22 protein-coding genes are annotated in these 20607 nt (G+C 35.1%); 3 read left to right on the top strand and 19 right to left on the bottom strand.

The window, feature by feature from the left end; all coding sequences use genetic code 11:
* From AA089_RS05045 to AA089_RS04975, 16 genes are all read right to left on the bottom strand, one after another.
* Positions 1-414, bottom strand: coding sequence for a GPW/gp25 family protein (locus AA089_RS05045; protein WP_046755830.1), 414 nt, complete (start codon positions 412-414; stop codon positions 1-3).
* A 1-nt stretch (position 415) separates the two neighbouring features.
* A complete protein-coding gene (locus AA089_RS05040) occupies positions 416-703 on the bottom strand; it encodes a PAAR domain-containing protein (protein ID WP_046755829.1) in 288 nt (95 codons plus the stop codon).
* 11 nt (positions 704-714) lie between these two features.
* Positions 715-2463: a type VI secretion system tip protein VgrG gene (gene vgrG, locus AA089_RS05035; RefSeq protein ID WP_046755828.1), complete on the bottom strand. Its 1749-nt coding sequence runs from the start codon at positions 2461-2463 to the stop codon at positions 715-717.
* Positions 2460-3215, bottom strand: a complete 756-nt coding sequence (locus tag AA089_RS05030) for a CIS tube protein (RefSeq protein ID WP_046755827.1) — start codon at positions 3213-3215, stop codon at positions 2460-2462. The genes vgrG and AA089_RS05030 overlap by 4 nt, the downstream gene beginning before the upstream one ends.
* A gap of 1 nt (position 3216) precedes the next feature.
* Positions 3217-3372: a hypothetical protein gene (locus AA089_RS24570; RefSeq protein WP_156168904.1), complete on the bottom strand. Its 156-nt coding sequence runs from the start codon at positions 3370-3372 to the stop codon at positions 3217-3219.
* Positions 3372-3830, bottom strand: coding sequence for a phage tail protein (locus tag AA089_RS05025; protein WP_046755826.1), 459 nt, complete (start codon positions 3828-3830; stop codon positions 3372-3374). Before AA089_RS05025 ends, AA089_RS24570 begins: the two co-directional genes overlap by 1 nt.
* A gap of 1 nt (position 3831) precedes the next feature.
* Positions 3832-4269, bottom strand: a complete 438-nt coding sequence (locus tag AA089_RS05020; protein ID WP_046755825.1) for a phage tail protein — start codon at positions 4267-4269, stop codon at positions 3832-3834.
* A gap of 55 nt (positions 4270-4324) precedes the next feature.
* Positions 4325-6421 carry a phage tail sheath C-terminal domain-containing protein gene (locus AA089_RS05015; RefSeq protein ID WP_046755824.1) on the bottom strand — a complete coding sequence of 699 codons (2097 nt, stop codon included), beginning with the start codon at positions 6419-6421 and terminating at the stop codon, positions 4325-4327.
* Between the two features lie 33 nt (positions 6422-6454).
* The gene (locus tag AA089_RS05010) at positions 6455-7000 is read right to left on the bottom strand and encodes a hypothetical protein (protein ID WP_046755823.1); all 546 of its coding nucleotides are present in this window, start codon (positions 6998-7000) and stop codon (positions 6455-6457) included.
* Positions 6993-7559, bottom strand: coding sequence for a DUF4255 domain-containing protein (locus AA089_RS23480; RefSeq protein WP_053002199.1), 567 nt, complete (start codon positions 7557-7559; stop codon positions 6993-6995). Before AA089_RS23480 ends, AA089_RS05010 begins: the two co-directional genes overlap by 8 nt.
* A gap of 237 nt (positions 7560-7796) precedes the next feature.
* Entirely contained in the window at positions 7797-8615 is an 819-nt protein-coding gene (locus tag AA089_RS05000; RefSeq protein WP_046755822.1) for a hypothetical protein, read from the bottom strand.
* A 170-nt stretch (positions 8616-8785) separates the two neighbouring features.
* Positions 8786-9421: a dTMP kinase gene (tmk, locus tag AA089_RS04995; protein WP_046755821.1), complete on the bottom strand. Its 636-nt coding sequence runs from the start codon at positions 9419-9421 to the stop codon at positions 8786-8788.
* Between the two features lie 164 nt (positions 9422-9585).
* The gene (locus AA089_RS04990; protein ID WP_046755820.1) at positions 9586-10263 is read right to left on the bottom strand and encodes a response regulator transcription factor; all 678 of its coding nucleotides are present in this window, start codon (positions 10261-10263) and stop codon (positions 9586-9588) included.
* Positions 10264-10276: 13 nt separating this feature from the next.
* Positions 10277-11071: a sensor histidine kinase gene (locus AA089_RS04985; RefSeq protein ID WP_046755819.1), complete on the bottom strand. Its 795-nt coding sequence runs from the start codon at positions 11069-11071 to the stop codon at positions 10277-10279.
* On the bottom strand, positions 11071-11709 hold the full coding sequence (locus AA089_RS04980) for a hypothetical protein (protein WP_046755818.1): 639 nt from the start codon (positions 11707-11709) through the stop codon (positions 11071-11073). The genes AA089_RS04985 and AA089_RS04980 overlap by 1 nt, the downstream gene beginning before the upstream one ends.
* Positions 11710-11712: 3 nt before the next feature.
* Positions 11713-12072: a hypothetical protein gene (locus AA089_RS04975; RefSeq protein ID WP_046755817.1), complete on the bottom strand. Its 360-nt coding sequence runs from the start codon at positions 12070-12072 to the stop codon at positions 11713-11715.
* A gap of 233 nt (positions 12073-12305) precedes the next feature.
* On the opposite strand from AA089_RS04975, the gene AA089_RS04970 reads away from it, so the two are divergent.
* The 3 genes from AA089_RS04970 to AA089_RS04960 all read left to right on the top strand — a co-directional run bounded on the left by AA089_RS04970 (position 12306) and on the right by AA089_RS04960 (position 14666).
* Positions 12306-12866: a phage tail protein gene (locus AA089_RS04970; protein WP_046755816.1), complete on the top strand. Its 561-nt coding sequence runs from the start codon at positions 12306-12308 to the stop codon at positions 12864-12866.
* A gap of 48 nt (positions 12867-12914) precedes the next feature.
* Positions 12915-13475, top strand: coding sequence for a phage tail protein (locus AA089_RS04965; RefSeq protein ID WP_046755815.1), 561 nt, complete (start codon positions 12915-12917; stop codon positions 13473-13475).
* 147 nt (positions 13476-13622) lie between these two features.
* Positions 13623-14666: a T9SS type A sorting domain-containing protein gene (locus AA089_RS04960; protein ID WP_046755814.1), complete on the top strand. Its 1044-nt coding sequence runs from the start codon at positions 13623-13625 to the stop codon at positions 14664-14666.
* Positions 14667-14986: 320 nt separating this feature from the next.
* Here AA089_RS04960 and AA089_RS04955 read toward each other — a convergent pair whose 3' ends face one another.
* Genes AA089_RS04955 through tilS form a run of 3 tightly spaced genes read right to left on the bottom strand, consistent with a single transcriptional unit; the run spans position 14987 to position 20586 of the window.
* The gene (locus AA089_RS04955; protein WP_046755813.1) at positions 14987-16819 is read right to left on the bottom strand and encodes a DUF885 domain-containing protein; all 1833 of its coding nucleotides are present in this window, start codon (positions 16817-16819) and stop codon (positions 14987-14989) included.
* Between the two features lie 15 nt (positions 16820-16834).
* Complete coding sequence (locus AA089_RS04950) at positions 16835-19279, bottom strand: protein-disulfide reductase DsbD family protein (protein ID WP_053002198.1); 2445 nt, start codon at positions 19277-19279, stop codon at positions 16835-16837.
* Positions 19276-20586: a tRNA lysidine(34) synthetase TilS gene (gene tilS / locus AA089_RS04945; protein ID WP_046755812.1), complete on the bottom strand. Its 1311-nt coding sequence runs from the start codon at positions 20584-20586 to the stop codon at positions 19276-19278. The genes AA089_RS04950 and tilS overlap by 4 nt, the downstream gene beginning before the upstream one ends.
* Positions 20587-20607: the final 21 nt, after the last annotated feature.

The raw sequence follows: 20607 nt of genomic DNA, 5'->3' as shown, positions 1-20607 counted from the left end.
TTATATGTCTGTTGCTTCAGTTAGGTAATAAGGGAAAACAATGTTTCTTCGAGTGTTTGTAGCCCTTATGATGTATTCTACTTTGATTAAAAATTTACCTTCTAGTATATTTTGCGTGTCTAATGCTATTTTGATGACATCTATTCGTGGTTCAAATAAGATGATAGCTTCCTCAACTCTATTTTTCATAATGTTGATTTGCGTAGCATTGAGATTTTCAAAGATTTTATCGGTAAGATCGCATCCAAATAATGGACGCATGACACGCTCACCTTTTCGTGTTGTGATAATGGTTTGTAAACTTTTTTCAATGTCTTCTACATCAGAAATTAGTTTTACTTCTCCTTTTCGTTCTAGAAATGTTGGAGGGAAATCCCATCCTTTTCCTAAGTATGTTGCTGCTGTTACATCCATGTTATCCTATCATTACGGTTGGACATCCTATTACTATTGATCCTCCATGCGCTGTAGAATCGCCCATGCGTGCTGCTGGCATTCCACCAATTAATACTGTTGCTGAACCAGCTACAATGCTATCTGGCGGACCAGTACACACACACATGTCTCCCATTTTTGCTGCTGGTAAACCTCCGATGAGTACTGTTGGTTCTCCTGGCGGTAATATTGGTCCTCCAACATGTGGTACTGGACCTGTTGTCATAGGACAAACGTGCATATCTGTTATTCGGGCTGCTAGTGGCATGTGTTAGTTTTTTAGTTGATTTGTACTATTCCTCCTTTTATGGTTGTTGTTGCCGAACCTTCTACGGTTGCTGTTACGGCTTCCGCTGTAAAATCTATAGAAGCAACGGCTTCCATGTTCATGGCTTCCATTTTTATATCGCCAGCACTTGCTGTCATGATAATGTCTTTTCCAGATTCTATTGTGATTCCGTCTGTATTCATAATGATGCTGTTACCATTTTCATCTTCCAATTTTATGTATGCTTCATCTTCATCAAGTGTGATGAGTTTTCCCGCTGGCGTATCAAGCGTGATACTTTTGAGTTCGTCATTCATGGTGATTTTGATTTCACTTTTTGTCATGATGACTTTTTCGAAATTATCGTCTGAATGTTCTATTGGAGACGTGTTGGTATTACTGAATAGCGAACCTAATACGACTGCCTGATTTGGATCGTCGTTTAGAAAACCTACTAATACTTCATGTCCTATTTCTGGTAGGAAATGAACTCCGTAGTTTTCGCCTGCATGCATTGTTAGTACACGTGCCCAAACGCCTTCTTCTTCAGCACTTATGATGGGTAATTTTACTTGAATTCTGTGTTCTTCATCTGGATCGCCTTCTAAGGCAGCAACGACACCGATTTGCAATCCGCCAATTGCTGGTAACATTCCAGAAGCTGGTAATTGACTTACTTCGTAGGTTTCTGCAAACCATTCAGGTTCTAATCCAAATTTTACCGTTGTTGTCCAGTTTCCTTTGGTAATTGTATGGTGTACACCGCTTACAAATACATCGCCATTGAAACGATCGCTCATGCCTGCAAGTGTGATCATTGTGCCTGGTAGTATTACTTCTGTTCCTTGTACTTGTACGGTTCCACAGATTTTTGCCAGTTGTTGATACATGCTTTTTCCTTCTGCCCAAGAGGTCAGTATTTCATCAGGAATGTTTCCAGTGTGTGTTAGTGAAATACTTTTGCTTCCAGCTGCTTCAGATAAATCGCCTGAACTCAGGTTTCCAGCAGTGTTTAGATTTTTGTTTTCAGCACTTTTGGTAATTACTTCTTGATCAGAATAGTTCCATGCAGAAGCTTCAAATGTATCATATTGATTACGTGCGTCAATTTCGGCTTCAAACGAGAACACATTGTCTCCGTATGTTGCTGTAAATATACTTGCGCCAGAGAGTTCAGGAGCTTTTACGTCTACCGTTCCATTTTCTACAAAACATAACATGTTATTAATTTGTGCTCTGCATTGTATGAAATCCCAATCTGTTGCTTGGTATTGTACGATTTCGTTGTGCGAGTGCGATGTGGACTCAGCACTTCCACTGAGACCATTTTCACTTATAATTTCGTCTATGACATCACTTTCTGTTACTTCATAGAAGATTTTATTTTTACGCCCAAGCGTCATTTTGAACGCTTCATCTTTACATTCAATGAGCAGATAACTTGTTTTTGCAGAAGCTTTGATGGCATGTTTTGTGATGATTCCTTCAAAAATGGTTTTGTCTTCAAAGTCGTATCCAGCTTCGATGACAATTTTTTCGCCAGGTTTGAAATCGTCACTATTGCTTGCTTCAAATTCTTGAATTGTTCCATCTCCATCGACTAATACTATCGTTGCCGTTGGTATGCGATTGCAGGTACGTTCTACCGTGATCGTTTTTATACCTAAGGTGGCACTGATATCAGTTTGTCCACTGCCTACTAAGACTTTGTAGGTAGCCAAACTGTTTTCTTGTGTGGATATGTCTGCAACTAAGCTCATGCACTTTGTGTTTTATCTAATGGTGGAAATATGAGTTCCGTTCCTGGTTCAAGACTTCTGAAATTGAGTAAATTGTTTGCTCTGGCAACTTCTAGGTAATATTTGGAATCGCCATAGATTCTGTATGTCATTAGTGGTAACGTGTCGCCTTCTTTTACGGTTCTGATGTGAGTAAGGTCTGGCGAAGATTTTTTCTCTTTTGCCAAACGTAATACTTCACTTGTATTTTGTTTACACGTAAGTGTCGCTACAGCTCGTATTGGAAATCCTTGCGGGTTGAAGAGTTTGTAATCAATGTCTAATTTCGTTAGAATACATTTGAGTTCTAACGCTCCCCAATTTATGCGCAGTTCATATGTTTTATGAATATCACCTTGATACGCGACAAGTTCTTTGATCTTATTAATTTCTTCAACGATGTTGTTGTTTTCAGCCTCATCGTCTTGAAAAGGAATAAATCCTGAGATGTCATCCGCAATGCTTGTGAGTGTTTCCTTCAGATCTAGATCGACTACTTCAAATATTCCTGTAGAATCGTATAATAATTTGAAGGTAAAATTCCCTGGTTTTACTTTGTAAAATTTTGGTTTTTTTCCTCCAGAATTATTTTCTTGGTCTTCATTGTATTCTACAGTGTATGATTCTTTATAGCCTTCTGGATTGATTAAAAGTTTGATTGATTCGCCCTTTTCTACGCCATCCTTATCAACTATGGTGATGATCATTTTTTCTAATTCTCCTAAAAAAGCCATGTTATCGTTCTTTTTTATTGGTCATTATTTTTGATACTGCATTGATGATATCGCCAGAAGTCCAATTGGTTTGTGCTTCTTCTATTTCAGCCGTTTCTTCTTTTTTTTGAGCATTTACGTTGACCTTAATTCGTAAGTTTTTTATTTCTACTGCCATTATAGTAATGCTTTAAAATAGTTGTACTTGAGTTCTAAGGTTTCGATGAGAATACTGTTGGTTTCGGCATTGAAATCTCCTAATTCATATTTGATGGGATAAGCGCCAACGATGTTCCAGCTTTTGATTGGAATATGTTTTTCATTTAGCAACATCACAATTAGGTTCAATGGTTTGAAAGTAAAGCTCTCATAGGCATCTTCACACCATTTTGTAATGGATGAAGGCGCTGCTTTTAATCCTCGTTTTAGCGTAAGCGTGCTGAATTTTAATCCTTTTGGTATTTCATGGACAAATCTATTTTCTCCACCTTCTGTATACGCTTCTGTTTCTACAGTGACACTTAGTCCTGATACTGATTGGAAGCTCAGATCTACAGGGTTTGGCAGTAATCCGTTAAAGTAGACTACAAAGTGAAACCCTGATACTGGATATTTAAAGTTGTCAAAGAGTGCCATATTAGCCTAAGTTTTCCCATTCAACACCTTCGTGCGCCACTGTTAGTGTTTCAATAGCTACTTCATTTCCTTCTGCTTTTAGATCAGTTGACTGAATTTTCATTGGCCAAGCGTTTTTCACTCTCCAAACCACAACTGGTTCGTGTGCTTCATTGAGTAAGCTAATGGTAATATCACGGCGTTCGGCTACGTTGAGTTTGTTTTCTTGCATCCACGCGTAGAATTCATTATCGCCTCTGAATACACCTCTTTTTAATACGATGTCTGTGTATTTTACCATTCCTGGCATGCTAATTTTGTTGTATTCAGGACTTGAACCTTCTCTGTATTGTAAAATTTCAAATTCTTTATCGAGCCCTGTTACTTCTTGAAAACCAATTTTGGTTCCTCCCCATTCTACTTGAAAGTGAAACTTTGGTAATGGATATATTGCTGACATAATGTTTTGTTTTTAAATGTTTGTGTTTTTGTGCTTTTTTAAGATTGCTTATTGCCTATGATTCTTGCATTTTGTGAGAAAACTTTAATACAATGAATTCCGCTGGACGTACTACTGCCATTCCAATTTCAATGTTCATGATTCCGTTTAGGATATCGTCTGCTGTCATTGTTTGGTTTAGTCCTACTTTTACGTAGAATGCGTCGTCAGTTGTTGCTCCTGCTAAAGCTCCTGCTTTCCATTGGTTGGTAAGGAAATTGGTAATCATTGCTTTGATACGTACCCACGTATTGGCATCATTTGGCTCAAATACAAATTGATCACTTGCTTTTTTCACAGATTCTTCCACCATGTTAAAGAAGCGTCTTACAGATACATAACGCCATTCGTTATCGTTTCCTGCTAAGGTTCTTGCTCCCCAAACCATTACACCTTTTCCTGTGAAGGAACGAATTGCATTTACAGATTTACCTGAAGTTGTATCAACGTTAAGTCCATCTTGAATGTCGTTTGTGATACGTACGGTTGGTTTTACAACATAGGTTAATCCTACGTTTGCTGGCGCTTTCCAAACACCTCTTGTACTGTCAACTCTTGCATATACTCCTGCAATTCCACTACTTGGTGGTAATTCCATTGGCAAATTGTTGATGGCAGTTCTAATTTTATTGTAGGTATCGTTGTCTTTAGTTTCTAAATCACTTAGTGATCTTCCGTGTAATTCTCCGTTGTTTGTATCAGCTTCAATTACGGTATCGAGTTCCGTTTTTAGTGTTGCAAATTTAGAAACCACTGTGTCTAATAATGTAGAATCTGTGTTTGCTGGCGCTTTGTAATCTGCCAAGACAGCAATTGTTTTTACTGTTTTGTGAATACTTGTGGCTGCTGTATCAATTGTTTTCTTGATTTTAGCAGTATCGCCACTTGTGATGTGCTTTTTTAAGTCTGCTTGAAGCGTTACTAGTTCATTGTATTTTTCTTCAATTTTACCACCATCTTCAAAATCGTCTAAGAACGCTTGTCTGTGTGTTGATAAGTCCGTTGTATCTACAGCTTCATCGGCAAGTGCGCTTAAGGCTGCATCTGCTTCTTTTTTGATTTTGTTTTTGAGTTCAACTAGACTTCCCATTGCTCCTAAGAGATCATCCATACTATCACGTAAGTTTTCAGGACGTGGAGAAGCGTAGTTTTTTGTTCCACTCATGTCAAAACCTTCATTGACTCCAACATTGTCTTCGTATAGGTAGCTGATTACATCTGCTAGTTTTCCTGTGAATGTTCCTGGGAAACCAGAAGCTAATCCAACTACGTCTGCAGATTTTATAGCAACATCTGGTTCAAGGTTTTCCATTTCTTCTTTGATCGCAGTTTTTGCATTTGCATCTGCTTTGCTGAAGTGAGAAATATCTATAGAAGATGTATCAACGCTGTAGTTTAAGATTGTTTCTAGGTATGGATAGTACGCTGCTCCGTATTTTACGAAGTCTTTTCCAAGGTTTATACCATCTCTAAGTGCTCCAATGTTTGGATCTACAGAAGTGCTTCCATCATACCCAAGTGTATCGATTATGGTAAAACGATCTTGAAGTTTGTTACATTGCGTTAACGCGTCATTGTACAGACCGTAGAATGTTGTTGCGTCAATTCCGTTCACTCGTGTTGCATCTGGAAATACAATTAATGTAGGTTCGTCTACTTTTCCGATTTCATCTAATCCGTCTTTTAACGCATCCGTGTCACCAATAGTACTAATTGCTGTTTCTCCGTCTGGCAAATCGCTTCCATAACGACCTACTGAAGTAATGTAGCATGGTCCACCGCCATTTGCAAAGTATAGTTGTAATGAGTAATACATTAAAAACGGTTGTTTGCTTGTTGGTTGCGTTACTACAATGGAACGATTGTTTGCAACATCGTCAGTTATGGTTACTTCGATAGAGGTTTCTGCTTTTGAGAATCCAAAAAATCGTTCATATTCCAACAACGATGTGATGCGTGTTGGAACCATGTTTAGGTCTCCGTTGATTTTGTTTGTTGCTTTCTCTGTATATCCAATAAATGCAGGAATAGCAGTTTCAACTTGTGCTACAGAAGGCGGAAATTTTACAATTTCCTCTATGTAAACTCCTGGTGTTTTTAATGTACTAGCCATAATATTTATGATTTAAAAAGTTTTGTTAGTATTTTATTTGATTTCAAATGTTAATGTAATTGGTGTCGTAAGGTTTGCTTCTTCGATGTGTATTTGTATGATACCATCTGGCTTTATCCGTTCGTTGATGGTATTGTTGGTTTCTTTTGTTCCTTCTAGTTCATCTGCACTATACACGATGAATTCGTTGAGCGCCAATGCAGCTAGTTTTGTATCGTTTCTGTATTTTTGATCAGTCACTGCATAAAATTCTAAGTCAATTTCTACTGGATCTGGAAGCCAGTTTGTAAAAGTTCTGTCTGGCGAAGTTGCTACGTAACCGACTATTTTTTTGTCAATTACTTCAACATCATCTATAATGAGCACATTGTCTACCGTTTCTGCCACAAATTCTTCTTGCTTTCTGTATAAAATGACTATTCCTTCTGGAATGGTTTTAATGACCATTTTGTATTGCTCAATGAGCGCTGCTGTTGCTTTACTTGGATAGAGTTTTACATGATTTTCAGCTACTTTGTCATTTTTATGATTTAGCTTCACGGTTGTTAACAGATCGTATATGTAATTGAATCTACTCATCTTGTTTTTCTATAGCTCCAATGGATGTTATGATAGCTGTTAATGTTTCAATGTCTCTTTCTAAAGCAGATACTCTTGCTTTGTATAGTACGCTTGGCATTTGTTTTCCACCGAGCATTCCCCAGATATTATTAAGTTGTTCAAAACTTGGCGAACAGAGTTCCATGTTTAATTCAATGTCATCATCATCAGCGGTAAAGACAAACTTTTTTTGATGTTGAAAAAACTTTATTGCTTTGTAAATGACAGCAATTGCTTTGTCATATTGTAGCGTACATGAAAATAGTAAGTAGTAATTCAGATAGATTTTTGGAAAACGCTTGTCCACTTTAAAAGTTTGTCCGCTTTGTACCAGTTTTTGATTCGGAAAGTTTTTTAGTGTGCTTTCTTCGTCAATTCGTACAATTGTTACCACTAAGTTTTCTCCGTCAAAATCATTATCGTCAGATTGATAATCGCCAATGTTTTGCGCGCCTAACTTTACAGAAATTCCCTGTAACGTGTTAATATACGTGGCAAGTCCGTCAGTGGTAAGTTTGTCTACAAATTTGTTGATCATGTTTCCTGCTTCGTTCTGGTTGAAATACTAATGAAACAAAACTACCGATAGACAAGCGGAACTGTTAGAGTCAAATAGCTAATTAGTAATAGGAAAAACACTATTTTAATACAGGAAGAAATTATTATTTATATAGGAAAAACACGGTTGTTTATATAATACTATTATTGTAAATGAAGAAAGCCATTATCCTACGATAATGGCTTTAAACTATATTATTTAATAGAAAATACTGTATTAATCTTCAATCACTTCTTGATCGTCATCACATTTACAAGTTGGACTAAATTCTCCATCATCACAAGTACAACCGCATTGTTGAGGACAAGGTAAAGTATGATCAAAAGCCATACCTGCTGTAGATTCAGCAGCTTGAGCATCAATTAGCAAATTGTCATTTTTATCTTTTCCGATGAATACAGTAGTCATCTTTCCTTGTTTATTTTTTCCTAAAAACAATCCTAAAGAATTAATATCATGAGTCATTAACATGCGTTTTACGATTATTACATCCAATCCAAATCGTTCTACACGTTGCCCTTCTTGATCTAATGTTTCTTCAAAATCGTCGTATGCTTTTTTCATCTCAGTAAGATATTCATATGCATCGCTATTTTGTAAAATATGATCCAACTCTGGATTAGTATTTAATGCTACATTCCCTACTCTAGTGAATACAGAAAAATCTTCTTTGTATTCATTTGTTGAAATTATTTTTGAAGACACTTGCATAACAGTATACCCTGAGGTACTTTCTCCTGTTGCAGTAAAAGTAATTTGATTTGCATCATTTAATCCTAAATCAAACCACACATAACTAACATTCTCATTACCAACAAGTTCTTTTAATTCATTAACATTAAATTCATAATGAGAAATACTTTTTTGATTGTTAATAATTTCGTTTGAAATCTTGGTATCAACCCAATTAGTTTTTTGCGTTTTCGTCAATAACTCAGTAGCTATCACATTTTCTGTATTTTCTTTTAACTCTTCTGAGCAAGAAAATAAAAACATTCCAGCTAAAGCAGCTGCTGTAAAAAAGAATTTCTTCATGATTTTAATATTTTAAATTGATATTAAAATAAAAGTAATTTTTAATTTAAGTAATAACAAATTTATTTCATAAGCGTTGCTAAAAATCAATGAGCGTTGATAAATTCAACTTTATTAAATAAAAATAGAATTATTTAATATCAAAAATCATGATGATTTCATAGTATTGTTTATTCTTGAATAAGATTTTCCTTTTGTAAAGCTTCCCAAAGATTTTCTGTCACTTTTTCAGGAGAATCGTCTCCATTTACAGCCACAATATGTTCTTCATTTTTCAGTTTTTCAAACGCACGTAGGTATTGTGCTTGTACCGCTTTTAGGTTGTCTAGGGTTTCGTAGATTTCTATACTTTCTCTGTTTGCGTTGATACGTTTCATTGCAACTTCAGGAGAAACATCTACAAATAGGTTTACATCTGGTTTGAGCGTTTCTGCTGCCATTTTGTTAGCGTTTATAACCCAATCCATGTCAATGTGTGCGCCATGATACGCATAGGAAGAAAAGTAGTATCTATCCGTAATTACCGTGTAACCTTCTGCTAGTTTTTTGAGAATTCCGTCAGTTTCATGCAATAAATGATCCAATCTGTCAGCTACAAATAATGCTGCTATTACTTTTTCATCAGCTTTTTCTTTTCCACTTAGAAATGTATTTCGAATCATTTTTCCAATACGCATGTCTGTAGGTTCAAAGGTGAGATATACTTTGTGACCTTCTGCCTCTAAGCGTTTTGCTATGTTTTTAGCTTGTGTACTTTTTCCACTTCCATCGATTCCTTCAATCGCTATGAATAGATTTTTTTTCATGAATGTTGACTTCTAGTTGCCAAAAATAAACATTAATTATAGGAATTTCATAGTAAGCGTAGATTTACTCTATTATATATTTGAAAAGTATGTTTTTTTGAATCTTGTATGAAGTTATTTTGTGTGAAGTTATAGATTTTGGGGAATCGCTTTCGGTATTTTTCTTAAAAATCAGGAGATAATTCAATGAGTTTTTTCTGGATTCCATAGATAACCAATCCTGCTACATTTTTAGATTCTGTTTTTAAGAGTAAATTGTTTCGATGTCCTTCTACTGTTCGTGGACTGATGAATAGTTTGTCTGCAATTTCGTTGGTTGTGTATTGATTACAGATGAGTTCAAGAATTTCTTTTTCACGTTTTGTGAGTAAGTTATTGTCCAAATCACTTTTGATGCGTTTGCTTTTGGCAGATAATAGATTTTCATGAATGATTTTTAGCACACGTTCATCATAGTAAAATCCTTTTGCAAACACTTCATTTATGGTATGTACTACTACTTTTGGTGATGTGTTTTTTAGCAGATATGAAGATGCTCCAACGTCTATCATATTCGTTATAAATGACTTACCATCATAACTCGTTACCGCAATGACTTTGATTGTTGGATGTTCTTTTTGTAGAATTTTAGTACTTTCAACACCATTAAGCATTGGCATTTTTAAATCCATCAACACAACATCTGGCTTTTCATGTGTTTTTAGTTTTTCTATTAGGTCTGCACCATTTTCTGCTTCAAAGACGATTTCAAAATTTTTAACGCGTGTTAATATAAATGATATTCCTGCTCTAAATAAGGCTTCATCATCGGCAATGGCTATTTTTATAATCTCTGTATCCATGATCCTTTGTATATTAAATTGTGATTTGTACTTTGACTCCTTTTAATTCTTCACTTTCGTACACGATAGTACCTTTTAAAAGTGATACTCTACTTTCAATATTTCGTAAACCTAAGCCCTTTAGAACTCCTATGTTTTCAGTATCGAACCCTACTCCATCATCTCTGTAAGATAGCAATAAGTTTTCTTTTTTGGGTTCAAAATTTAGTTCTATTTCTTTTGCTTTTCCATGACGCATAGAATTGTTCATTAATTCTTGTGCGATCCGAAATACGTGTAATTCTTCATCTTTGTCTAATCGTTTCGCTTCATATGCTATTTTAGAGGTAACATTTACTTTTTTGCTATTGCTAAATTCATCACATAATTCTTCTAAAGCAGCACCCAAACCAAATTTTTCAAGTATTGGTGGTAGTAAGTTATGTGCAATTTTCCGAGAACTTTCAATCGTTTTGTTGGTAACACGCAGCATATGATTGATGATTTCATCTGTTTCTTTGGGTGTTACGTTTTCTTCTTCTAAGAGAAAATTGGCGCTCAGCGACACTACATTGAGTTTTGCACTAATGGCATCGTGTAAATCTTGTGCTATGCGATTGCGTTCTGCTTCTTGTGCTACAATGGTAGCTTTCAGCATTTCTTTTTGATGATTTAGTTCTAAGGTCTTTTTCTCTAGTTCTTTTTGAATGATTTTTTTTCGAGACAGATAGAAGAATAATATCAATGTTAGCCCCATAACTAACAGTAATACGACACCAAAAATAACAATTGCTATCACTCCATTATCTTCTAAAAAGGGACCATCCATTATATTTTTTTGTTTTTTCTACGGTCGGAGAACCATTGTGTAGTAATAATTACTTGAAAGACTAAATAAATGAAAGCATTTAATATCCATAATGCAACTTCTATTTCTGGTTCTATTTTTAATCCAGCTTTTGCTATAGAAAATAGTAAAATAGTTCCTAATAAATAAATTAATATTCCACTATTTACGAGGTATAATTTTAGTTCTTTATCAGAAATATGATGAAAAAAATATGTAATTGCGTAAAATATAAGTATTGTAGATGTGGCTATAATTCCATAAGGATTATATTCATGAAATAATTTAGGAGTCCAAGCATATTGAACTCCTAAGATTATTGTTACTACCAATAAAATTATTAGGATATATTTTCGCTGTTTCTGTTCTTTAAAAATTGCATAATAGAAAAGACTCAACATTACAAATTGAAATATCATATATGTATTTGCAAGTAGTGTATTGTCTATTTCTAACTCAAAAGAAATGGTAACCAATGTTTGATTTATTGCCATTAATATCAAGTAAATCGCAAAATATTTATAGGCAAAATCTTTTGATACTATGAACTTTGCATATAATGCAGCGTTTAGTATCAAAACTACCGTTGAACTATCAGAAAAAATATCTAATAATGACATGTATTAATTTCCTTCTCCATTTAATACATTTCCATTGCCACATTGTTGTGGGCATGGCTTCGTATAGTCATATACAAATTGACCATTTTCTTCATCAATCATATCGTTTCCTTTAGCATCTACACCTACAAGTAAAAGGTGGTTTTCTCCTTTATCGTCTATTCCTAAATAGCCTCTCATATTATCTATGCCTATTTCAACTCTTGCTTCATTGATATCTTCCATGGGGATAAAATAACCTCTGATATCTTCTATTTTTTTTCTCTCTCTCCAATTTTGTGTCCATATCGCAGCTGTTGCTAAGGGAATTGCTTTAAGTGGGTATTCGATTTTTTTACTTTGATCTTCGAATTTTGAATCCATAATTATATAATTTTTGTAGTTAGTATGGCTTAAAAATAGTAAAATATATCATTCTATTTTCTACAATTCTTACTTAAAAGAAGAATTTATATTTATAATTACGTACTTCTACCTGTTTTTAATTTTAAGTGTATAAACCATTAGATTACTGACGTAATACTCATATTTTTGAAATGTTAGTATTTGTTAAAAAATGCTATCTTTATTCTTTTAACCTTATAAACTATATTATTATGGATCCATTTATCGGAGAAATTGTTATGTTCGGAGGTAATTTTGCACCACGTGGTTGGGCATTATGCAACGGACAATTATTAGCTATCTCATCAAATTCAGCGTTATTTTCTATTTTAGGAACAACGTATGGTGGTGACGGTAGAACTACATTTGCTTTACCTGATTTAAGAGGTAGAAGTGCTGTTCACCCAGGAACTGGCCCAGGTTTGACTACTATTAAGTTAGGACAAAGAGGCGGTGCTGAGTATCATACATTAAATGTATTAGAAATGCCTAGCCACGAGCATAGTGGAGCTACGCTTAAAGGTAGTATTATGGCAAATGAAGATGATGGGGAGTCTAACGATCCTAATGGGAAAAACTTTGGATTAATAGATCCAGATACCACACTAATGTTTAATTCATCCACTAATACGGTATCTATGTCTGCTGACTCAGTTGGAATTACTGGAAATACATTAGCAACCGGAGGAAATCAATCTTTCTACATTAGAAACCCTTTTGAAGGTGTAAACTTTATCATTGCAATGCTTGGAGTGTATCCATCAAGAAGCTAAGAATTAGGCTTTATAAAAATTAAATTAATTAACATTAAAAAATATATTATGAATCCATTTTTAGCGCAAATAGTAATGTTCGCCGGAAATTTTGCTCCGAGAGGTTGGGCATTATGTGACGGACAATTACTACCAATAAATGCAAATCAAGCATTATTTTCTCTTCTAGGAACTACCTATGGTGGTGATGGAAGAACTACTTTTGCTTTGCCAGATTTAAGAAGTAGAAGTCCAATTCATGCTGGTCGTGGACCAGGACTCTCTGACATCAAATTAGGACAAAGAGGTGGTATTGAAACAAAAACACTTACTTTATTAGAATTACCAAATCACTTTCACAATGCAGGAACTATGAAAGGTAGTATCATGGCAAATGAAGATGATGGAGAATCTAATGACCCTAATGGGAAGAACTTTGGATTAATAGATCCAGATACTACACTGATGTTCAATTCATCTACTAATACTGTAACAATGGCGCCTAATTCTGTTGGAATTACAGGAAATACAGGATCTAGCGGTAATAATCAACCATTTAATATAAGAAATCCTTTTTTAGGAATAAACTATATTATTGCAATGCAAGGTACTTTTCCTTCTAGAAGCTAATTAAAAAACACTATAAACCCACAAAGTCCTTCTGAGCATTGCTAAGCTTAGAAGGACTTTACGTAAACTCAATATTAATTATTCCTACCGTAAATACAGTATATACTTTAAATTAGTATCTTTACACAAAACTATAAAATCATTATTATGAAAATAAAATTACTTTCTGCATTTGTTTTATTGCCAATGCTTTTTTTTACATCGGCTTTATTTAGCCAAGCTACGACACTTGCTGCTGGAGATATTGCAGTAATACACGTGAGAAGCGATAGTCCCGATAGATTTGCCTTCATTACTTTTGTAGACATTAACGAAGGAACAGGGATCTATTTCTCTGATTGTGGCGCAACTGCTAGCGGTGTTTTTACGACGCCATGTAATGAAGGAGCTCAAAAATACACTGTTCCTGCTGGTGGTTTAGATGCTGGTGAAATTATACAATTCGATGACGGAACTTCTAATCCAAATTTTGCAACATACACAGATTCTAGAATTGGAGGATCTCTTAACCTCTCTGGAAATGGAGATCAAATAACTGTATTTCAAGATGCTACAAATGCTGCTGGTGGAACTAATGCAGGTAATAACGCCAATTTTATATTTATAGCTCATAACTCTTCAACTGGCTTTACTGGAAATCCAACGGATACAAACCAAAGTTCTTTACCATTGGGACTGAGTGATGTAACTATGCCGAGAACCGCTTTAGGATTGGGTAATAGCGCTGGTGTAGAAGATGAAAATGATAATGTAATATATAGCGGAACTTATGATTTTTCTGGATTTGCAACCGAAGCAGAAGCGTTAGTCGCAGCTAAAAATTCATTTACTGATCCTGCAAATTATTATACAACTAATACTAACGGAACTGGTGATACTACCTATAATAACAACTTAGCAAATATCCCAGCCGCAATAGATATTACGACTTTATCAAACGATGAGTTTTTAAGCAATTCATTTGCAGTATATCCAAATCCATCAAATGGAAATATTACGATTCGTAATTCTGGTGTAGCATTACAAAATGTTACTGTTACTGACTTAAACGGTCGTACACTTTCTTCTAATCAGATGAATGGTGTTACTACAAATGTTGATTTAAGTTTGAAACTGACTACAGGAATCTATTTAATGAATTTGACATCTAATGATGGCGCTTCAACTACCAAGAAATTAATTATCAAATAATTCTTGATTTTATATGAAATTGAAAAGCGGATACAATGGTATCCGCTTTTTTTTGTGTCTTACTATTTCTAAGCTTATCAACTTCTTCCCTGTTTTCGATGTTCTGAGTTGCTTCAAACTGAACGAAAACAAAGAGAATGGTACTATTTTTAACTATACTTTTATATCTGTTTACAATATTTTAATTGAAACGTGTACAATCTCACGGAAGTGAAAAAATAATAGGTAATTCGGTTTTGGGTTTTAGGGTTTTAGGTTTTCGGAATAAAAAAACGAGCACTTTTCAGCACTCGTTTCTTCTATATTTTATGTAAGCATGATTATTTTTTGCTCGCAATCCAAACGTCAACTAAATCGCTCAGTACGTTAAGTGGCACTGCGCCATTGCTCAATACGACTTCGTGGAATTCGCGAATGTCAAACTTGTCTCCTAGCTTTTCTTTTGCATTTGTACGAAGTTCAATGATTTTGTTCATTCCAACTTTGTACGCTGTTGCCTGACTTGGCATTACAATGTGACGTTCCACCATTTTAACTGCATCCGATTTTGCATTTGGTGTGTTTGTTACATAATATTCAATTCCTTTTTCGCGTGTCCATTTTTTAGCGTGAATTCCTGTATCGACCACCAAACGACATGCGCGCCATAATTCCATTGCCAAACGTCCAAAGTCAGAATATGGATCGCTATAGAAGCCCATTTCTTTCGGAATGAACTCAGAATATAATCCCCAACCTTCAATATAAGCCGTGTATCCGCCTAGTTTACGAAACATCGGAATGTCTTGTAATTCTTGCGCAATGGCAATTTGCATGTGATGTCCTGGAATTCCTTCGTGATATGCCAAAGCTTCCATTTGATAACTTGGCATTGCTTCCATTGTGTACATATTGGCGTAGTACGTTCCTGGTCGTGAACCATCTAATGCTGGACGCTGATAGAATGCTTTTCCTGCCGATTTTTCACGGAACGCTTCTACTGCTTTTACCTGAATGTCTGCTTTTGGCTTTGTGATGAATAATTCGTCCAAACGAGATTTCATAGAATCAATGATTCCTGTGGCTTTGTCCATGTATGCGTTTCTTCCTTCTGGCGTTGCATCGTAGTAAAATTGCTTGTCATTTTTCATGAATTTGAAAAACTCCTGCAATGATCCTTTGAAACCAACTTGCTCTTTTATTTGATTCATTTCATTGTGAATACGCGCTACTTCATCTAAACCTAATTGATGAATTTCATCAGCCGTCATGTCTGTCGTCGTTGTTCTTGCCAACGCTACATTATAAAATGCATCTCCGTTGGGAAATTTCCAAGCACCATCATCCGTAGTTGCTATTTTTTGCTGCTCTTCTAGTAATACAACTAAGGAACTGTAAGCAGGTTGTACAGAATTGAGTAATACTTTTTTAGCGGCATCTTCTAGGGTTTTACGCTTTTCATCAGCTATTTCAAGTTTTTCAAGTTTTGACATGAAATCGTTCCAAAGCGTGCTGTTTGTTTTGCTGTTGTCAAAAGGTTGTCCTTTGATGATATTTTTAGCATCATTGATAACATGACTGAACACAAATTTTGGTGGTAAAATGCCTGCTTCTTGACGTTCTTTTAGGTTTGCTTCTACTTGATTAAATAATCCTTTTAAACCATTTAATCGTTCAATATATGCTTCTGCATCACTTACGTCTTTTATTTGATGCATGTTGATTAAGAACGCTGGGATTTCCGCTTGCATTCCATGCATTTGATTCAATGGATAGTTATACAATCTATAGGTATGATCTGCTATGTGATTTTCCAAACGTTGTTTGAATAGTTTGTAACTCAACGCCGTAAACTCATCTAAAGACGTTTCATCTACATTTTCACTAAGCCACTTTAAGCGATCTTTTGAAATTTGTAATTGCTTTGCTTCGGCTGCTGGCGATATATCATCCCATTTGCCATAATCAGTTTTGTCACCAATACGAGTTTGCATTTGTGGCGAATCTTTTAAGTCAAGCTTAAATTGCTCCTGAAACCAATCATTAAGTCGCGTCGAATGTTCCGTTACTTCCGCTTCAGTATGTGCTTTTTCAGAAGATTTATCTTCCCCTTTACATGCTACAAAATATGTAATTAGCGTAAGTACACTTATGTATTTGATAATTTTTTTCATAATTGTAAAGGTAACTTATTTACTTTTCTTTTTAAAGTTGTCAATACCAACTTGCAGCCAATCTTCATATTCTTGTGCATCTGGTGTGTAACCTACTGGCTTTTGTAGCATTTCCATGTTTGGAGATATGAGTACGTAATACGGTTGCGAATTGTTATTGAAATTCAACGTTTGTAATGTAGCTAATTTGTCTCCGTAGGTTTTAATTTTTTTGATGTTTCCATTTCCTTTGTCAAAACGGAACTTTTCCGCTTCAGGCAATGGTTTTCTATCATCTACATATAAAGAAATTAAGATGTAATCTTCGTTTAAAATATCAAAAACGGCTGATTGACTCCAGACTTGTTCTTCCATTTTTCGACAATTTACACATGCCCAACCTGTAAAATCTAACATGATTGGTTTGTTTTCTGCTTTGGCAACTGCAATTCCTTCCTCCAAGTCTTTGTAACATGGTAATCCTAACGGACAATCGCCGTGTTCCGTACTTTCTACACCAGCTTGCTGATCGTATAAACTATAGAATAATGGTGGCGGAAATCCACTCAATAGTTTCAAGTTTGCATATTTTGTGTTTGATAATCCAGGAATTAAATACACAACAAAAGCTACGACTAAGATTCCAAAGGAAATTCTACTAAAGCTTAGTTTTTTGATTGGACTATCATGTGGAAACTTTAATTTTCCGAATAAATACAATGCTAATCCTATTCCTAATAGTACCCAAATTCCGATAAATATTTCTCTTTTTAAGAATCCCCAATGTGATACTAAGTCAGCATTTGAAAGGAATTTTAAGGCCAATGCCAATTCTATAAATCCTAAAACAACTTTTACAGAGTTTAGCCAACCGCCTGAACGTGGCAATGAGTTTAACCATTTTGGGAACATGGCAAATAGTGTAAATGGTAGCGCTAATGCAAGTCCAAATCCGCTCATTCCCATGGTAAGTTTCATGGCAGGATCGCCTGCGGCTAGTGTGGTACTTCCTAGCAAAGCTCCTAAAATTGGGCCTGTACATGAAAATGACACAATTACCAATACCAAAGCCATTAAGAAGATTCCGATGGCACCTCCAATATTATTTGCTTTTGAGTCTAATGAGTTACTCCACGACGCTGGTAATGTCAGCTCGAAATATCCAAAGAATGAAAACGCAAATACGACAAATACAACAAAGAATATGATGTTTAAGGTTGCGTTTGTGGAGACGTTGTTGAGTATTTCGGGATCGAGCGAATCTAATACGTGAAATGGTAAGCTTAGTAAAAAGTACACCAAAAAGATAAAGAAACCGTACAACATAGAGTTAAACAATCCTTTTTGGGAGTTGGAACCACTTTTGGTAAAAAACGATACCGTTAACGGAATCATTGGAAATACACAAGGTGTTAATAATGCGATTAATCCTCCTAAAAATCCAAGAAAGAAGATAGACAGATTGCTTTTTTCTGCAATGGTTGTGTCATCTTTAAATTCGTCTTTTCCAGTAATTTGTAAATCTAATTCTTTTGAAAGTTGAATGTCTTTTGCTGTCAATTCTGCATTTTGCGTAGGTACAGCCGTTTTACCATCTAAAGCAATGGCAAAGTCAACTCCTGTTGGTGGCAAACATTTTTCATCATCACATACCATGTAGACAACCTCAGCGTTAATGATCTTGGTGTTTTTGTCTTTGAGTTTTATTTTTTGTGTAAATGTTGCTTCTTTTTCATAATAAGAGATGTCCATTTGAAATATCTTATCAAATACATCTTTTGTTGGCGATTCTTGCACGTTACCAACCAAATCATAGGTTTTTCCTGCATCTTCAAAATTGAATTCTGTTGGAAATGGTCCTAAATCACCATAACTTTTTTGCGAATATAAATGCCATCCTTTGTCAACTTTTGCCTTTAAGACAATTTCATATTCATCATCTGAAAGTTTGTTTACCGAAGTTGCCCATTTTACAGGTTCTAATACATTAGATTGTCCGCCAAAAGCGTTGTCAGTATTACTTTTTCTTGGCAATTGAAATGTAAACTCTTTATCACCCAATACACATTTTTCATCATCACAACTTTGATAAATGACTTCAGAAGTAATTGTTTTTACATCAGGATTTGTGATTTCTATTTTTTGTGTAAATGTTGCCGTACCTTTAAAAAACGTAAGTTCCGCTTGAAATACTTTGTCAAACTTTGTTATTCCTTCACTCTCTTCATTTTTTCCTACCAATTTAAAATCATTGGCTTTCTGAATAGAATCGTACATGAATTCTGTTGGAAATCCGCTATTTTCAGTTAGATATTGCGAATACAATTTCCACTTGTCTATAATTTCAGCTTTGTAAATAAGCTTGTATTCCGTATCCGAAAGTTGTTCTATTTCTGAAGTCCATTGAACAGGATCGTCCATTTGTGCATGTACAGCAAAGCTGGAAACACATAAAAATAATAACGTAATTAGTTTTTTCATTTCAGTGTAAACTTAATAATTGAGTTGGTTGGTTGAGTTAGTTTATAGCGGTTATCAGAACGTTTTCCAATAACCCAAACGATTTGTCCTTCATTGCAAAGCAACCATTGATTTTCTTTATCAATCAACGAATACTTTTCATCTTTGAAGTATTTGCTTAATTTTTTTTTGCCTTTCATCCCATACGGATAAAAATAGTCGCCATTTTTCCATTTTCTTACGGTTAGCGGAAATTTTAACAACGCTTTATCAACATACAAAACTGAATTTCCCGTTGTTGTCACAGTTGAAACTTCTTCCCACTGTAATTGTATCGGATTCGTAATGTTTCTTGCATGCTCCGTAATTTCGACTGCTTCAATATTTTCTTCTGCATGCAACGGTTGCAATAACAAATGTACTCTATCTTTTATCAAACGATAGGTTTTAGAATTTATTTGCTTTCCGCTTTGTCCATTGAGTAAAGCTACAATATCCTTCCAAGCTGTAAAACCATATGGACGTAATATTTCAAATAGATATGCTTTTGGGTATAGATTGTCTTGTACTTTTTTTATATCAATTGAAAAAACGCCTTCTGAAGTTTCCGTGATGACTTCTTTTTGAAATTTTTCAATACTAGCCGTAATGATGTGCTTACTTTCTTGTAAATGTTGCTGTGTTGCTTGAAAATTCTCCATAAATGTTGGATGCAACTCTTTTAGCATTGGCACAAGATCATGTCGTATTTTGTTGCGAATGTATTTTGTAGACGCATTGCTACTGTCTTCTCGCCAAGCTAATTTGTGCTGCTTTGCATACGCTAAAATTTCAATTCGCGTGAATGGCAATAACGGACGCATAATGTTTCCGTTTTGCATTGGAATTCCCGTTAAGCCGTCGATTCCTGTGCCGCGAGACAGATTGATTATGAACGTTTCTAACGCATCATCTGCATGGTGCGCTGTTAGAATGTAATCGTATTCAAAAGTAGTCGCTAGTTCTTCAAACCAAGCATATCGTAACGAACGTGCTGCCATTTGAATAGAAACTTTCTGCTGATTTGCATAGTTTTCAGTATCAAACTTTTTGGTATGACATTCCACTTGCAATGTTTTTGCTAAATTTTCCACAAAAATCGCATCGCCATCACTTTCTGCATCGCGAAGTTGAAAATTACAATGTGCAAAGGCAATATTGTAGTGAAGTGCATGAAACATATGTGCCATTACAACACTGTCCAATCCGCCACTAATGGCAATTAGCAATTTTTGTTGTTGTAAAAACGGTAACTTTTTAGCAATATGTTTTTTTAAATTCTCTAGCAAACGAATAGGTTAAAGAGACTT

It is taken from the genome of Kordia jejudonensis (genome assembly GCF_001005315.1).
In the GTDB taxonomy this organism is placed as follows: domain Bacteria; phylum Bacteroidota; class Bacteroidia; order Flavobacteriales; family Flavobacteriaceae; genus Kordia; species Kordia jejudonensis.
Note: the sequence above shows the minus strand (reverse complement) of the source record. Positions and strands in the feature narration are given on the sequence as shown.

Excerpts from the sequence above, each read along its gene's own strand:
- AA089_RS05030 (WP_046755827.1), bottom strand. The coding sequence starts at position 3,215 with ATGGCTTTTTTAGGAGAATTAGAAAAAATGATCATCACCATAGTTGAT.
- AA089_RS05015 (WP_046755824.1), bottom strand. The coding sequence starts at position 6,421 with ATGGCTAGTACATTAAAAACACCAGGAGTTTACATAGAGGAAATTGTA.
- AA089_RS05040 (WP_046755829.1), bottom strand. The coding sequence starts at position 703 with ATGCCACTAGCAGCCCGAATAACAGATATGCACGTTTGTCCTATGACA.
- AA089_RS04985 (WP_046755819.1), bottom strand. The coding sequence starts at position 11,071 with ATGGATGGTCCCTTTTTAGAAGATAATGGAGTGATAGCAATTGTTATT.
- AA089_RS23480 (WP_053002199.1), bottom strand. The coding sequence starts at position 7,559 with ATGATCAACAAATTTGTAGACAAACTTACCACTGACGGACTTGCCACG.
- AA089_RS05025 (WP_046755826.1), bottom strand. The coding sequence starts at position 3,830 with ATGGCACTCTTTGACAACTTTAAATATCCAGTATCAGGGTTTCACTTT.
- AA089_RS05045 (WP_046755830.1), bottom strand. The coding sequence starts at position 414 with ATGGATGTAACAGCAGCAACATACTTAGGAAAAGGATGGGATTTCCCT.
- AA089_RS04950 (WP_053002198.1), bottom strand. The coding sequence starts at position 19,279 with ATGAAAAAACTAATTACGTTATTATTTTTATGTGTTTCCAGCTTTGCT.
- AA089_RS05010 (WP_046755823.1), bottom strand. The coding sequence starts at position 7,000 with ATGAGTAGATTCAATTACATATACGATCTGTTAACAACCGTGAAGCTA.
- vgrG (WP_046755828.1), bottom strand. The coding sequence starts at position 2,463 with ATGAGCTTAGTTGCAGACATATCCACACAAGAAAACAGTTTGGCTACC.
- AA089_RS04975 (WP_046755817.1), bottom strand. The coding sequence starts at position 12,072 with ATGGATTCAAAATTCGAAGATCAAAGTAAAAAAATCGAATACCCACTT.
- AA089_RS04955 (WP_046755813.1), bottom strand. The coding sequence starts at position 16,819 with ATGAAAAAAATTATCAAATACATAAGTGTACTTACGCTAATTACATAT.
- AA089_RS04990 (WP_046755820.1), bottom strand. The coding sequence starts at position 10,263 with ATGGATACAGAGATTATAAAAATAGCCATTGCCGATGATGAAGCCTTA.
- tmk (WP_046755821.1), bottom strand. The coding sequence starts at position 9,421 with ATGAAAAAAAATCTATTCATAGCGATTGAAGGAATCGATGGAAGTGGA.
- AA089_RS05020 (WP_046755825.1), bottom strand. The coding sequence starts at position 4,269 with ATGTCAGCAATATATCCATTACCAAAGTTTCACTTTCAAGTAGAATGG.
- AA089_RS05000 (WP_046755822.1), bottom strand. The coding sequence starts at position 8,615 with ATGAAGAAATTCTTTTTTACAGCAGCTGCTTTAGCTGGAATGTTTTTA.
- AA089_RS04970 (WP_046755816.1), top strand. The coding sequence starts at position 12,306 with ATGGATCCATTTATCGGAGAAATTGTTATGTTCGGAGGTAATTTTGCA.
- AA089_RS04965 (WP_046755815.1), top strand. The coding sequence starts at position 12,915 with ATGAATCCATTTTTAGCGCAAATAGTAATGTTCGCCGGAAATTTTGCT.
- AA089_RS04960 (WP_046755814.1), top strand. The coding sequence starts at position 13,623 with ATGAAAATAAAATTACTTTCTGCATTTGTTTTATTGCCAATGCTTTTT.
- AA089_RS24570 (WP_156168904.1), bottom strand. The coding sequence starts at position 3,372 with ATGGCAGTAGAAATAAAAAACTTACGAATTAAGGTCAACGTAAATGCT.
- AA089_RS04980 (WP_046755818.1), bottom strand. The coding sequence starts at position 11,709 with ATGTCATTATTAGATATTTTTTCTGATAGTTCAACGGTAGTTTTGATA.